Source organism: Methylocystis sp. SC2 (assembly GCF_000304315.1).
GTDB lineage: Bacteria > Pseudomonadota > Alphaproteobacteria > Rhizobiales > Beijerinckiaceae > Methylocystis.
On the sequence record NC_018485.1, the window covers coordinates 2,086,020 to 2,098,917 of the forward strand.

At 65.1% G+C, this 12,898-nt stretch carries 15 protein-coding genes; 9 read left to right on the forward strand and 6 right to left on the reverse strand.

The window, feature by feature from the left end; genetic code table 11:
- The first annotated feature begins 31 nt into the window (after positions 1-31).
- The 3 genes from BN69_RS10065 (at position 32) to BN69_RS10075 (ending at position 2,227) form a co-directional block, all read left to right on the forward strand.
- Positions 32-562, forward strand: a complete 531-nt coding sequence (locus BN69_RS10065) for a hypothetical protein (RefSeq protein ID WP_014891493.1) — start codon at positions 32-34, stop codon at positions 560-562.
- A 163-nt stretch (positions 563-725) separates the two neighbouring features.
- Complete coding sequence (locus BN69_RS10070; protein WP_014891494.1) at positions 726-1,727, forward strand: adenosine kinase; 1,002 nt, start codon at positions 726-728, stop codon at positions 1,725-1,727.
- 62 nt (positions 1,728-1,789) lie between these two features.
- Complete coding sequence (locus BN69_RS10075) at positions 1,790-2,227, forward strand: FKBP-type peptidyl-prolyl cis-trans isomerase (RefSeq protein WP_014891495.1); 438 nt, start codon at positions 1,790-1,792, stop codon at positions 2,225-2,227.
- 126 nt (positions 2,228-2,353) lie between these two features.
- Here the strand turns inward: BN69_RS10075 and BN69_RS10080 are convergent, their stop codons facing one another.
- The 4 genes from BN69_RS10080 to ubiE form a co-directional block, all read right to left on the reverse strand.
- Positions 2,354-2,755, reverse strand: a complete 402-nt coding sequence (locus BN69_RS10080; protein ID WP_014891496.1) for a DUF1398 domain-containing protein — start codon at positions 2,753-2,755, stop codon at positions 2,354-2,356.
- Positions 2,756-2,783: 28 nt separating this feature from the next.
- Positions 2,784-3,239, reverse strand: a complete 456-nt coding sequence (locus BN69_RS10085; RefSeq protein WP_041926922.1) for a MarR family winged helix-turn-helix transcriptional regulator — start codon at positions 3,237-3,239, stop codon at positions 2,784-2,786.
- Positions 3,240-3,331: 92 nt separating this feature from the next.
- On the reverse strand, positions 3,332-4,891 hold the full coding sequence (ubiB, locus tag BN69_RS10090; RefSeq protein WP_014891498.1) for a 2-polyprenylphenol 6-hydroxylase: 1,560 nt from the start codon (positions 4,889-4,891) through the stop codon (positions 3,332-3,334).
- A gap of 125 nt (positions 4,892-5,016) precedes the next feature.
- Positions 5,017-5,787, reverse strand: a complete 771-nt coding sequence (ubiE, locus tag BN69_RS10095) for a bifunctional demethylmenaquinone methyltransferase/2-methoxy-6-polyprenyl-1,4-benzoquinol methylase UbiE (RefSeq protein ID WP_173370417.1) — start codon at positions 5,785-5,787, stop codon at positions 5,017-5,019.
- A gap of 108 nt (positions 5,788-5,895) precedes the next feature.
- On the opposite strand from ubiE, the gene mutM reads away from it, so the two are divergent.
- The 6 genes from mutM to BN69_RS10125 all read left to right on the forward strand — a co-directional run bounded on the left by mutM (position 5,896) and on the right by BN69_RS10125 (position 12,138).
- Positions 5,896-6,765: a bifunctional DNA-formamidopyrimidine glycosylase/DNA-(apurinic or apyrimidinic site) lyase gene (gene mutM / locus BN69_RS10100; RefSeq protein ID WP_014891500.1), complete on the forward strand. Its 870-nt coding sequence runs from the start codon at positions 5,896-5,898 to the stop codon at positions 6,763-6,765.
- 40 nt (positions 6,766-6,805) lie between these two features.
- Positions 6,806-7,570, forward strand: a complete 765-nt coding sequence (locus tag BN69_RS10105; RefSeq protein ID WP_014891501.1) for an ABC transporter ATP-binding protein — start codon at positions 6,806-6,808, stop codon at positions 7,568-7,570.
- Positions 7,567-8,379, forward strand: a complete 813-nt coding sequence (locus BN69_RS10110) for an ABC transporter permease (RefSeq protein WP_014891502.1) — start codon at positions 7,567-7,569, stop codon at positions 8,377-8,379. Before BN69_RS10105 ends, BN69_RS10110 begins: the two co-directional genes overlap by 4 nt.
- A 2-nt stretch (positions 8,380-8,381) precedes the next feature.
- Positions 8,382-9,110, forward strand: a complete 729-nt coding sequence (locus BN69_RS10115; protein ID WP_014891503.1) for a TlyA family RNA methyltransferase — start codon at positions 8,382-8,384, stop codon at positions 9,108-9,110.
- Positions 9,107-10,375, forward strand: coding sequence for a class I SAM-dependent RNA methyltransferase (locus BN69_RS10120; protein ID WP_014891504.1), 1,269 nt, complete (start codon positions 9,107-9,109; stop codon positions 10,373-10,375). Before BN69_RS10115 ends, BN69_RS10120 begins: the two co-directional genes overlap by 4 nt.
- 338 nt (positions 10,376-10,713) lie before the next feature.
- A complete protein-coding gene (locus tag BN69_RS10125) occupies positions 10,714-12,138 on the forward strand; it encodes an FAD-binding oxidoreductase (protein WP_014891505.1) in 1,425 nt (474 codons plus the stop codon).
- On the opposite strand, the gene BN69_RS10130 is transcribed toward BN69_RS10125, so the two are convergent.
- A complete protein-coding gene (locus BN69_RS10130) occupies positions 12,135-12,419 on the reverse strand; it encodes a hypothetical protein (RefSeq protein WP_014891506.1) in 285 nt (94 codons plus the stop codon). The genes BN69_RS10125 and BN69_RS10130 overlap by 4 nt on opposite strands.
- Before the next feature lies 1 nt (position 12,420).
- Entirely contained in the window at positions 12,421-12,870 is a 450-nt protein-coding gene (locus tag BN69_RS10135; RefSeq protein ID WP_014891507.1) for an RT0821/Lpp0805 family surface protein, read from the reverse strand.
- Between the last annotated feature and the right edge of the window lie 28 nt (positions 12,871-12,898).

The window sequence follows — 12,898 nt, forward strand, 5'->3', positions numbered from 1 at the left end:
TTCTCCCACGCCACAAACGGAAACGTTCTCCATGCCGATCAATATTCCGCTTCTCAATCAGCAGACGCCGCAGACCGTGCTCAAGATGATCAATCTCGAAGCGTCGCAGCTCTCGCTGCCGGACTCGCGCGAATTGATGTGGGGCGCTTTCGGCGCCTATGGCGTGCTTCAGGCGATCGCGCAGTCGTTCAACCACTCGCTGCTCGGGAGCCTGATCTACGGCGTCATGAGCGTGGTCCTTCTCTACGGCGGAACGTACGCTCTGCTGCGCGTGCTGAAGGAGGACGCAAAGTTTCAGCGCACCGCCACGGGGCTCGCCATCATGAGCGGGCTTGCGGCGCTCGCCTATACTGTCCTGCACCTGCTCTTCGGCATCGCCCTGCCGCCGCCCCTGCCGACTGAAAAGCTGTTGCGCTTTCTGCTCTTTCCGATTCTGATTTGGATGGTGTTCATGTACGCCTTCGTGTTCCGGCACGTGTCGCTGCGCCCGGCGCCGGCTTTCTTCGCGGCGGCGCTGTTCGTCATCGTCATCGAAGTGATCCTGTCGCCGATCAGCCGATAGCCGCGAATCCATACTCGGAAGGCGCGGCGCTCGATCGCCTGAGTTCGCGGATTTCGCGAACGCCCGCCACGCGATCGACGGGACCGCGGCGCAATGCTAGACAACGCGCCTGCGGCGCGCAGACGCCTCGATTGCCCCCTTACTAAACGGATTAACGACGCGCATGACCTTATCGTTTGATGTTCTGGGCATCGGCAACGCCATCGTCGACACGATCGCGCGCGCCGAGGACGACGATTTGCTGCAGGCCGGACTGCGCAAAGGCGCGATGACGCTGATCGACGAAGCGCGGGCCGCTGAACTTTATGCGGCGATGGGTCCGACGACGATCATTTCCGGCGGCTCGGCCGCCAACACCATGGCGGGCCTCGCGAGCCTGGGGCGCGCCGCGGGATTCGTCGGCAAGGTCAAGGAGGACGACGCGGGGCGCGAATTCGCGCATGACATCCGCAAGGCCGGCGTCGCCTTCGACACGCCGGCGGCCGCTGACGGCGCCGCGACCGCGCGCTGCTTGATCTTCGTGACGCCGGACGGCCAGCGCACGATGAACACGTTTCTGGGCGCCTGCCAGGCGCTCGCCCCCGCGGACATCGACGAAGCGGCGGTCGCGCGCGCGAAGGTCCTCTACATGGAGGGCTACCTCTGGGACCCGCCCGGCGCCAAGGAGGCTTTCCTCAAGGCGGCGAAGATCTCGCGCGCCAACGGACGCAAGGTGGCGATCACCCTTTCCGACAGTTTCTGCGTCGATCGCTATCGCGGCGAATTTCTCTCTCTCATCCGCGACCGTGTCGTCGACATCGTTTTCGCCAATGAAAGCGAATTGCACGCGCTCTATCAGACCGGCGATTTCGAGACGGCCCTCGCGGCGCTGCGCGCCGAAGAAGACCTGCTGGGCGTCGTCACGCGATCGGAAAAGGGCTGCGTCGTCGTCGATGGCGCGAGCGCCCTCGCCGCGCCGGCCTGTCCGGTCGATGCGGTGGTCGACACGACCGGCGCCGGCGACCTCTTCGCCGCCGGCTTTCTCGCCGGCTATACGCAGGACTTGCCGCATGAACGCAGCGCCATGCTCGGCGCGCTCGCCGCGGCGGAGATCATTTCTCACGTCGGCGCGCGGCCGCAGAAGGATCTGCTGCAGCTCGCCCGCGACGCTGGCGTGCTGGAATAAGTTCGGGCTCCTCGACGTGAGGCGCTCGGATCGGCGATTCAAACAAGCTGGAGGAACGAAAGATGCGCCTTGTCTCCAAAACAGTGCTGGCCGCATTCGCCGCAGTCGCGAGCCTCGCGCTCGCCGTCGAGGCGCGCGCTGAAGAGCAGATGACGAAAAGCCTCACCGGCCTTCAGTACAAGGACACGAAGGTCGGGACCGGCGCGACCCCGAAGATCGGCCAGACCGCGGTCGTGCATTACACCGGCTGGCTCTACAACAATGGCGAGAAGGGCAAGAAATTCGACTCTTCCCGTGATCGGGGCGAGCCGTTCGCATTCCCGCTCGGCCAGGGCCAGGTGATCAAGGGCTGGGACGAGGGCGTTGAAACCATGAAGGTCGGCGGCAAGCGCACGCTGGTCATTCCGCCGGAACTCGGCTATGGCGCGCGCGGCGCCGGCGGCGTCATTCCGCCGAACGCCTGGCTGATCTTCGATGTGGAGCTGGTCGGGGTGAAGTAGCGCCGGGCTGCCTATTCACCGAACAGGCGCCGCCCGATACGCCATGCGGGCGGCGCGAAGCCGTAGTGGCGGCGAGCGCCCTCGCGGCGGCCGAAAGCTAACGATAGGCTGCGCTGGAATCGACCCCTACTGAGGGAAGTGTTCGATATGCGTCTCGGCGGTGCGGCCAAAATAAACGGCGCGGCGACCGGAGAACGACACAACATATCCCGCGCAACCGCCCGCCATGACCTTCCTGCAGAATCCCAAATAGGTGTAGCCCGGCGCAGATTGTTGGGCTTCCCTTATGGCGGCGCCCACAATGTTCGTATCGAGCGCCGGAGCGATCGGCGCTTCGAGCCGAGGCGTGGAAAAAACCACGCTTTCGCCATCCGGCAGGTAATAGGTCGCCGTCGCGCGGCGGAAATCGATCGCATAGCTCTCAAACCCCGCCTGCATCAGCTTCCCGACGATTTCAGGAAAGCTCATGCTGTTGCTTTCGGCCCCGCGCAGACAGCTTTCGGCGATTTCCATCGGTTGAGCGTTCATGGCGTCTCCTCTGTTGAGCAGAGAGTTCTCAGTCGAGCGGCATTCGCGTCAGACCAAGTCGCGCAACGGTCTGTTTCAGGATTCGTTCGAGCGCGCGTCGATCTTCGGCGGCAAGGTGCGCGAAACATTCGACCTCATTTCGGTCAGCCAGCGCCGCGAGCTCCGGTACGAACTTCGCGCCTTTGGCTGAAAGTCTTAGCGTTTGAGCGCGCCGGTCGTCCGAGCTGGCCTTGCGGACAACCAACGCTTTCGCGATGAGGCGGTCAGCAAGCTTAGTGACCGCGCCGCGCGTAAGACCCATTTCACTCGCCAAGAGGCTGGGCGCCGTCGGCTCCCTGCCGTGAAGCATGCGCATCAATCCCCATTCCGCGACTGTTACGTCCCTGGCGGCGAGCTTTCGAGCGAAGCTCTGCGACACATGATTCGAAACCTGGCGCAGCCAGTAGCCAAGATGATCGGTGAGTTCGGGAACGCGTGACACGATCGGGAGCCATGAGGTTTACTAGGCAACTACATTCTATAAGTTGCCTTGTCAACTATTTGGGTCAGCGGGACCCGCCCTGCTCCGTCGTCCGATTAAAGTAGCCAGATCGCTAAAAGCGCCACGGCGATCACCGCCAGCACGAACCAGCGGTCGGACCGGCGTCTCATTTCCTCAAGCGCGCTCAGCGAGCGGTCCGACAATTCGACGCCTTCGTCCGCCATCTTCGAAAGCCGGTGGATGGCGAGCTCCGCCTCGGCCAGCGTTCGCGGCAGATGCGTCGCGAGTTTGGCCAGTTCAGTGACGCTTCTGCTCGCGTCCTCGATCTTCGCCTTGACTCCGAGATTCTCCTCGATCCACGAGCGCACCACCGGATCGCAGGTCTTCCAGATGTCGAGCTTGGGATCATAGGCGCGGGCGACGCCTTCGGCGACGACCATGGTTTTTTGCAGCAGCACCAACTCGGTGCGCGTGCGCATGTCGAAGAGCGCCGTCACTTCGAAGAGCAGAGTCAGCAGCCGCGCCATCGAAATATCGGCGGCGTTGATCGTATGCATCGGCTCGCCGATCGCGCGCAGCGCCTGCGAAAATTCTTCGATCGAATGCTTGGCCGGAACATAGCCCGCCTCGAAATGAACCTCGGCGACGCGCTTGTAGTCGCGAATGATGAAGCCGTAGAGAATCTCGGCGAGGAACCGACGCTCCTTCAATCCCAGCCGTCCCATGATGCCGAAGTCGATGGCGACGAGACGGCCCATCTTGTCGACGAAGAGATTGCCCTGGTGCATGTCGGCGTGAAAAAAGCCGTCGCGCATGGCGTGGCGCAGAAAAGACTGCAGCACATTGCGGCCAATCGCCTTGAGGTCGTAGCCCTCGGCCGCGACGCGCTCGATATCCGAGAGAGGAACGCCGTCGACCCATTCGAGCGTCAGCACTTCGCGATCGGTGCGGCTCCAGTCGACGCTGGGCACGTGGATCTCCGGATCGCCGGCGACATTATCGGCGAATTCGGACGCGGCGGCCGCCTCGAGACGAAAGTCGGTTTCAAGCCTGACGGTGCGCGCGAGCGTATCGACGACCTCGATCATACGCAGCCGGCGCGCCTCGGAGGAATAGCGCTCAGCCAGTCGCGCCACGCGATACATGTCGCGCAGATCGAGCGCGAATCGGCCTTCGATCCCCGGCCGCAGCACTTTCACCGCAACCTTGCGCACGCCCTCCTTGTACTGCGCCTGGGCGACATGCACCTGCGCGACGGAGGCGGCGGCGACAGGCTCGCCGAAAGACACAAACAGCTCGTCGATGCTGCGGCCCAGCGCTTTTTCGACGATCGCGACGGCCTTGTCGCGGCCGAACGGCTCCATCCGATCCTGCAGCGCGGTCAGCGCATCGGCGATTTCGCCGCCGACGATGTCGGGGCGCGTCGCCAGAAACTGCCCGAGCTTCACGTAAGAAGGGCCGATCTGCGCCAGCGCGCGCACCAGCGCCCGCCCGGCCCCGTCGCGCTTGCCGCCCGCGAAGAGATTGGCGAAGCGCACGAGCGGCGCCGCCGCCGGCGGCAGAAGCGCCGGATCGAGAAGCGCAAAGACGCCTTCGCGCGCCATGATGTAGCCGGCGCGCGCCAGACGATAGAAATGACCGACGCCAAGGATCACGAACGCCGCCGCCCTTTAGATCACGCTGCATTCGGGCGGAATCGCCCAAACTATCGTGATCGAATCCAAAAGATTAGAGCGCGGCGTCACCGGGTCCCGATTTTTCGCAGCGCGCTGTTGAGAGATCAGCTCTTCCAGCCCGAATGGATCGCCACCACGCCGCCCGTCAACCGCTCAAAGCCGGTGCGCCGAAAGCCCGCCTTGCGGATCATCCGTTCGAATTCTTCGGCGCTGGGGAATTTGCGAATCGATTCGACGAGATAGCGGTAGGGCTCCGAATCTCCCGCGACAAGCTTGCCGATGGCCGGAATGACGTTGAAGGAATAGGCTTCGTAGAGCTTGTCGAGGCCCGGAACGGCGACCTGCGAAAACTCAAGGCACAGGAAACGGCCGCCGGGCTTCAGCACGCGATGGGCTTCGGCGAGCGCGACGTCGATGCGCGGCACGTTGCGAATGCCGAAAGCGACCGTGTAGCTGTCGAAATGCGCGTCGGGAAAAGGCAGCGATTCGGCGTTGGCCTGCACGAATTCGACGCCGGAAACGCCGCGATCGCGCGCGCGGTCGCGGCCGACCTCAAGCATGTCGCCATTGATGTCGAGCACGACGATTTCGGCGTCATGCGCCGCGCCGGCGGCGATGCGGAAGGCGACGTCGCCCGTGCCGCCCGCGACGTCGAGATGGCGAAAGTCCTTGCGCCCGCGCGCATGGACCTTGGCGGCCAGCGTGTCCTTCCACAGCCGGTGCATGCCGCCCGACATGAGGTCGTTCATGATATCGTAGCGCCGCGCAACCTTGTGGAAGACGTCGTCGACGAGGCCCTGTTTCTCGTTCAAGGGAACCTCGGAATAGCCGAAATGGGTCGAGCCCTCTCGCTCGGAAGTTCGATCAATCATCAGGCGCTCGGGTGACGAGGAAGGAAGGGGACGGTATAGCCTGTCGCCGAGCCGGTGGCTACGCCCGCGCCGTTCCCGCCCGCCGGCGCTTTGACGGGGTCAACCCACTGCATGCCAGAGCTGCCTGAAGTCGAAACCGTGCGACGGGGATTGGCGCCCGCGCTCATTGGCGCGACGATCGAGCGCGTCGAGCTGAGGCGCCGCGATCTGCGCTTTCCCTTCCCCGAACGCTTTGCCGCGCGTCTTCAGGACCGGCGCGTCCTCGACCTTCGCCGCCGCGCGAAATATCTCCTCGCCGATCTCGACGACGGCCATTCGCTGATCATGCATCTTGGCATGAGCGGCTCGTTTCGCATCGACGAAGAAACGCCAGGCGCGTTTCATCACAAGCGCGACAAAAACGCCGCGCATGACCATGTCGTCTTGCATCTCGGTCACGCGCGGCGCATCGTCTATAACGACCCGCGCCGTTTCGGCTACATGCTGCTCATCGCCACGCATGCGATCGATGCGGACAAGCTCTTTCGCGGCCTCGGGGTCGAACCTTTGAGCGGGGCGCTCGACGCCGCGTTGCTCGCCCGCGCCTTTCGCGGACGCGCGGCGCCGGCGAAGGCGCTGCTGCTCGACCAGCGCCTGATCGCCGGCCTCGGCAACATTTACGTGTGCGAGGCGCTGCATCGCGCGCATATTTCGCCGCTGCGCGCGGCGGGATCGCTCGTTCTCGCCAGCGGCCGGCCGACGGCGGCGCTGGCGCGGCTGCCGCAGGCGATCAAGGATATTTTGACGGATGCGCTGAAGGCGGGCGGCTCGTCCTTACGCGATCATCGCCAGATCGACGGCTCCCTCGGCTATTTCCAGCATAGTTTCCGCGTCTACGACCGCGAAGGCGCCGCCTGCCCGACGCCGGGCTGCAAGGGCACGATCGTGCGCGTAGTTCAATCGGGGCGCTCGACCTTTTATTGTCCTGCGTGCCAGACGTGACGCCCTTGCGAGGCGGCCCGCGGCGAGCTTAATAACCTCCATGTCCCAAAATGCAGTCGCGCCAAGGCCGACGCTCGCCGTCGCCGGCCTTTCGAAGAGTTACGACAAGCGCAGAGTGGTCGGCCCGCTCGACTTCTCGCTGGAGGCCGGCTCCGTCACCGGATTGCTCGGCGGCAATGGCGCCGGCAAGACCACGACGATCGGCATGGTGATGGGGCTGATCGAACCGACGCAAGGTTCGGTCCACGCTTTCGGCTGCGACATGTCGCGCGAGCGCTATGGCGCGCTCGGCCGGATGAACTTCGAAAGTCCCTATGTCGACATGCCGCATCGCCTCACCGTGCGGCAGAATTTGCGCGTCTTCGGCATGCTCTACGACGTCGCGGATCTTGACGCGAAGATCGAGCAGCTCGCGAAGGATCTCGCGCTTGGGGATTTTCTCGACCGGCAGACCGGACGTCTTTCCGCAGGCCAGAAGACGCGCGTCGCCATCGCCAAATCGCTGATCAACGACCCGCAGCTCCTGCTGCTCGACGAACCGACGGCCTCGCTCGACCCCGACACGGCGGACTGGGTGCGGGCGCGGTTGGAGGCGCATCGGCGCACGCATAATTGCGCCATTCTGCTCGCCTCCCACAATATGAGCGAGGTCGAGCGTCTGTGCGACCGGGTGCTGATGCTGAAGGACGGGACGCTCGTCGACGATGATTCGCCCGCAAGTCTCCTGGCGCGCTACGGCCGCGACACGCTCGAAGAAGTGTTTCTCGACGTCGCGCGCGGGCGCGTCGACGGAGCCCCGGCATGAATTTTTCTTTCAAGCGCATCGGCGCGATGGTGCTGCGCTATTCCTATCTCTTACGCGCGTCCTATACGCGCGTGCTCGACATCATCTATTGGCCGGCCGTTCAGCTCCTCACCTGGGGATTTCTGCAGACCTATCTCGTGCGCGCCGGCGCGCTCGCGGCGCCGGGCGGGGCGGCGCAGGCCGCCGGCACGCTGATCGGCGCCATACTTCTGTGGGACATTCTGCTGCGCGGACAACAGGGGTTCTGCTTCTCCTTCATCGAGGAATTGTGGTCGCGCAATCTGCCCAACATTCTGATGAGTCCGCTGCGGCCAGCGGAATTCGTCGGCGCGCTTGTCGCCATGAGCCTCATTCGGCTTGCCGTCGGCGTGCTTCCCGTCACGATCATGGCGATCCTGTTTTTCGGCTTCAATCTCTGGGCGCTCGGGATCGCTTTCGCCGCCTTCTTCGTCGTGCTGATGCTCTTCGCCTGGAGCATCGGCCTCTTCGTCTCCGGCGTTCTGCTGCGTTATGGACTTGGCGCGGAAAACCTCGTCTGGTCGCTGATGTTCTTCGTGCAGCCGCTCGGCGCCGTCTATTATCCGGTGACCACGCTGCCCAACTGGCTGCAGCCGATCTCCTGGATGCTGCCGCCGACCTATGTCTTCGAAGGGCTGCGCGGCGTGTTGATCGATCACGTCGTCCGCTGGGATCTGCTGGCGCAGGGCTTCGCGATCGACGTTTTTCTCTTCGCGGCCGCATCGGCGGCGTTCGGCCTGCTGCTGAAAAGCGCGCGGCGCGCCGGCACGCTGCTGCAGACGGGAGAGTGACGATGGCCGGGAGCCGCGCCGACGCCGCGCTCCATGCGCGAGGGCTCTTCGAGAGTCGCGCCAAGGCGCGCGAGGCGATCGAAGCCGGTCTGGTGAGCGTTGACGGCCGCATCGTCAAAAAACCCTCCGAGCCGATCGCCGCCGACGCACATATTGTCGCGCGCGCGGCCTATCCCTGGGCGTCGCGCGGCGGCGTGAAGCTCGCGCATGGGCTCGAACAGTTCGGCGTCGATCCGACAGGGCGCTACTGTCTCGACGTCGGCGCCTCGACCGGCGGCTTCACCGACGTTCTGCTGACGCGCGGCGCGCGCCATGTCGTCGCCGTCGATGTCGGTCACGGACAATTGCACGAAAGGCTGCGCGGCGATCCGCGCGTGACCTCGCTTGAAGGGCAGGACGCCCGCACGCTGACGGCTGAGCATCTGACCGAGGCGCCGAGCCTGATCGTGATCGACGCGAGCTTCATTTCGCTGGCGGCGCTCTTGCCGCACGTTCTTTCGCTCGCCGCGCCGCGCGCCGACCTTGTCGCGCTGATCAAGCCGCAGTTCGAAGCGGGGCGCGCCGCGGTGAAGAAAGGCGTGGTGCGCGACCAGAAAATTCACGCAGAGGTTTGCGCGCGCATCGAAGGCGAAATCGAAGCGCTCGGCTGGCGCGTGTCCGGCGTCATTCCTTCGCCGATCGAGGGCGGCGACGGCAACCGCGAATTTTTGATTCACGCGGCGCGATCATGAGCGTTGAGCGTCTCGTCATCGAGCGGCTCGGCCATCGCGGCGAGGGCGTGGCGCTGCTCGGCGGGCGACGCGTCTTCGTTCCTTATGCGCTTGCCGGCGAGACCGTGACGGCGGAGGTCGACGGCGCGCACGCGCGCCTCGTCGACATCGTCGAAGCGTCGCCGCAGCGCATCGCGCCGATCTGTCCGCATTTTGAAGATTGCGGCGGCTGCGCCGTTCAAACGCTGCGCGCCGACGCCTATGCGACGTGGAAGCGCAGTCTCGTCGAAACGGCGCTCGCAAATGCGGGGCTGACGCTCGACGTCGCCCCGACCGTCGACGCGCATGGCGCCGGCCGGCGGCGCGTAACGTTCCACGCCCGGTTCGACGCTGGAAAGGCGCGGGTCGGCTATATGGCGGCGCGCTCGCATCGGATCGTCGAGATCGAGGCCTGTCCCTTGCTCGCGCCCGAGCTTGCCGGCGCGCTGCCCGCCGCCCGGGCGATCGCCGCGATTCTCGCGCCGCGCGGCAAGCCGCTCGACATCGCCGCCACGGCGACGCTCGGCGGTTTGGACGTCGAGCTGCGCGGCGCCGGGCCGCTCAATGATTCGGAAACAGGCGCGCTGATCGCCGCGGCTGACGCGCATGATCTCGCGCGGCTGACGAATCACGGCGCGCTTGTCGCCCTGCGCCGGGCGCCGCAGGTCAACGTCGGCGAAGCGACGCTCACGCTTCCGCCTGGCGCATTCCTGCAGGCCACCCAGGCCGGCGAAGAAACGATCGCGGCCCGCGTGTTGAGCGCGACGGCGAAAGCGCAAAACGTCGCCGACCTGTTCTGCGGCGTCGGCGCCTTCGCGCTTCGGCTGGCGCGGCGCGCGCAGGTGAAAGCCTATGATATGGACGCCGGCGCGCTGGCGGCGATGCGCGCCGCGGCGCATGCGACGCCAGGCCTGCGCGCGCTCGACGGCTTCGCCCGCGATCTCTTTACGCGTCCGCTCAGCGCCAAAGAACTCAATGGGTTCGACGCCATCGTCTTCGATCCGCCGCGCGCCGGCGCCCCGGCCCAGGCGGCTGAAATCGCGCGATCGGAAGCTCCAGTCGTGGTCGCCGTTGCCTGCAATGCACAAAGTTTCGCCCGCGACGCCGCAATTTTGCTCAAAGGCGGGTACGTCATCCGGGACATCACGCCGCTGGACCAGTTCCGCTATGCGGCGCATGTCGAGATCGTGGCCGTTTTCGAGAAGACGAGCGGACGCACATCCGCAAAACGGCGGCTGCTTGGATGAAATTGTCGGCGCCTGCGTCGCTCGTGCGTGCCAAGAATGTCACAGGATCGTCAGGAAACGACCGGGAGGGGGCTGGAGCGGCCAAAGCGGAGTTGCCGCCCGCCCAAATCAGGCATAGGATTTGCGAGTGGTCCAGCGTAGCCGGAAATTCAAATGATTTCCGTAGTCTGGAAGGAGAACGTCATGATGAATGCGCTTATCGCCGCGACATTATGCAGTATCGTCCTCGCAAGCGCGCCGGTCGCCATGCGCGCTTATGTCTACGCTCGCCGCAAAGATGATCGCCGCCGTCACTATCGCTAAGGACAGCGCGACAAAAAGGGCGCATCCTACTGACTGTGACAGCCATTCGGTCTGACGCGCCTCTTTTGCTTTCTCGTCTCGCGGCGATTGTCGGCGAGGCGGCCGTCGTGACGGATGCGACGGCGATGTCCCCTTACCTGGCTGAGCCTCGCGACCTCTACCATGGCCGCGCGCTCTGCGTTCTCAAGCCAAGAACCCCGCAGGAAGTCGCGCGAATCCTTGCGCTGTGCAATGAAACCGGCGCGTCCGTAACGCCCCAGGGCGGCAACACGGGGCTCGTCGGCGGCCAGACCCCCGACGCAGGCGGCGGCGCCGTCGTGCTTTCGCTCGAACGCCTCAATCAGATTCGCGCCGTCGACGCGACGGCCGACGCGATGACGGTCGAGGCCGGCGCGACGCTGGCGCAGGCGCAGGACGCCGCGCAGGCCGCCGACCGCTATTTTCCGCTTTCGCTGGCGTCCGAAGGCAGCTGCACGATCGGCGGCAATCTCGCGACCAACGCCGGCGGCGTGCATGTCCTCGCCTATGGCTCGATGCGCGATTTGGTGCTGGGCGTCGAGGTCGCGCTCGCCGACGGCCGGCTGCTCTCGACGCTGGGCGCGCTGCGCAAGGACAACACCGGCTATGATCTGACGCGGCTTTTTGTCGGTTCGGAAGGCACGCTCGGCGTCATCACCGCCGCGACGCTGAAGCTTTTCCCCTCCCCGCGCTCCCACGCCGTCGCCTTTCTGGGGCTCCGCGATCCGGCTCAGGCGCTTTTGCTCCTGAACTTCGTCAAAGGCCGCGCGGGTCCGATGCTCAACGCCTTCGAACTCGTATCGCGACTGGGGCTTGAGTTCGTCCTGCGTCACATTCCCGGAACGCGCGATCCTCTGGCGCACCCGCACGACTGGTATGCGCTGATCGAGCTTGCCGCCTTCGCCGATGGCGAAGCCGAGCGCGCCGCCGCCGAGATTCTCGCCGCCGCGATCGAGGCCGAATTGGCGCAGGACGCGACCCTCGCGCAATCGCTGGATCAGGCGCGCGCGCTCTGGAAGCTGCGCGAAAGCCTGTCCGAATCGCAAAAGCGGGAAGGCGGCTCGATCAAGCACGACATCGCCGTGCCGGTGAATACGATTCCGCGCTTCATCGAGGAGGCTGGGCGACGGCTGCGCGCCGCCTTTCCGCAGGCGCGGCCGGTGCCCTTCGGCCATATGGGCGACGGCAACATCCACTATAACGTCTCGCAGCCTGTCGGCGCCGATAGAGCGGAATTCATCGCGCATTGGGCGGAGGTCAACGCCATCGTCCACGGCGTCGTGCATGAGTTCGGCGGTTCGATTTCCGCCGAACATGGGATCGGACGGCTGAAGCGGGATCTCCTGCGAGAGACGAAAGACCCGGTCGCGCTCGACGCCATGCGCGCCATCAAGGCGGCGCTCGATCCGAACGGCATTCTCAACCCGGGCGTGCTGCTTTAGCTTGGGCGTTGCGGACAGACGACCTTCACCGTGATCCCGTCCCTATAAATGAAATATTCAACGCAGGACTGGCCGTTGACGTCGACCGGCCGCTTGCCCACGTCGGCGGCGCGCAGGAAATCCGCAAGCGACGTATGGCCCTTGTCGTCCCAATCCATTTCCGCCCAGTCGTAGCCTTGCCGCCAGGCGGTGATGGCGCGCGCGACGAAAAAGAACGCCGGAATCGCCAGGATCGCGGCGATGGTCGTCACAATGAGTCGTTTGCCGAAGGGCGCCGACATGTCATCCTTTCCTGGAGCGCTTCACCTCGGTGAGCGCCCATTCGGCGGTTTTTTCACGACAGGCCGCGCCCTGAAGGCTTTCCTGAGTCTCGTTCACGAGGATGTCGCCATGGAAGGCGCGGCAGATCCTGCCTTCCAGCGGATAGGGCTGCCCCACCGGGGTGAAGGAGCCTTTCGCGCCGCTCTGCGGATTGTCCCAATTGACGCTCGCGCCGCTTCCTTGCGGATCGAGCGCGGTGCTCAGCGCCGCGATGGCCCGGCGCTGATCTTCCGAATCAAGCGCGCCGGACAGTTTGGGGGGAGACTTTGGGATCGCGCTTGTGACGTCCGACGCGACGCGCTCCGAATTCCACATGACGGAAGGGTCCGAGGCCATGGGCACGGCGATCGAACAGCCGGCGAGGCCGCCGGCCGTCGCCGCCAGGACGATGAGCCTTGCGCCGCGCGACATTTGAGCAATGACGCGAGCGGCGGTATGT

Excerpts from the sequence above, each read along its gene's own strand:
- BN69_RS10065 (WP_014891493.1), top strand. The coding sequence starts at position 32 with ATGCCGATCAATATTCCGCTTCTCAATCAGCAGACGCCGCAGACCGTG.
- BN69_RS10070 (WP_014891494.1), top strand. The coding sequence starts at position 726 with ATGACCTTATCGTTTGATGTTCTGGGCATCGGCAACGCCATCGTCGAC.
- BN69_RS10075 (WP_014891495.1), top strand. The coding sequence starts at position 1,790 with ATGCGCCTTGTCTCCAAAACAGTGCTGGCCGCATTCGCCGCAGTCGCG.
- BN69_RS10080 (WP_014891496.1), bottom strand. The coding sequence starts at position 2,755 with ATGAACGCTCAACCGATGGAAATCGCCGAAAGCTGTCTGCGCGGGGCC.
- mutM (WP_014891500.1), top strand. The coding sequence starts at position 5,896 with ATGCCAGAGCTGCCTGAAGTCGAAACCGTGCGACGGGGATTGGCGCCC.
- BN69_RS10105 (WP_014891501.1), top strand. The coding sequence starts at position 6,806 with ATGTCCCAAAATGCAGTCGCGCCAAGGCCGACGCTCGCCGTCGCCGGC.
- BN69_RS10110 (WP_014891502.1), top strand. The coding sequence starts at position 7,567 with ATGAATTTTTCTTTCAAGCGCATCGGCGCGATGGTGCTGCGCTATTCC.
- BN69_RS10115 (WP_014891503.1), top strand. The coding sequence starts at position 8,382 with ATGGCCGGGAGCCGCGCCGACGCCGCGCTCCATGCGCGAGGGCTCTTC.
- BN69_RS10120 (WP_014891504.1), top strand. The coding sequence starts at position 9,107 with ATGAGCGTTGAGCGTCTCGTCATCGAGCGGCTCGGCCATCGCGGCGAG.
- BN69_RS10130 (WP_014891506.1), bottom strand. The coding sequence starts at position 12,419 with ATGTCGGCGCCCTTCGGCAAACGACTCATTGTGACGACCATCGCCGCG.
- BN69_RS10135 (WP_014891507.1), bottom strand. The coding sequence starts at position 12,870 with ATGTCGCGCGGCGCAAGGCTCATCGTCCTGGCGGCGACGGCCGGCGGC.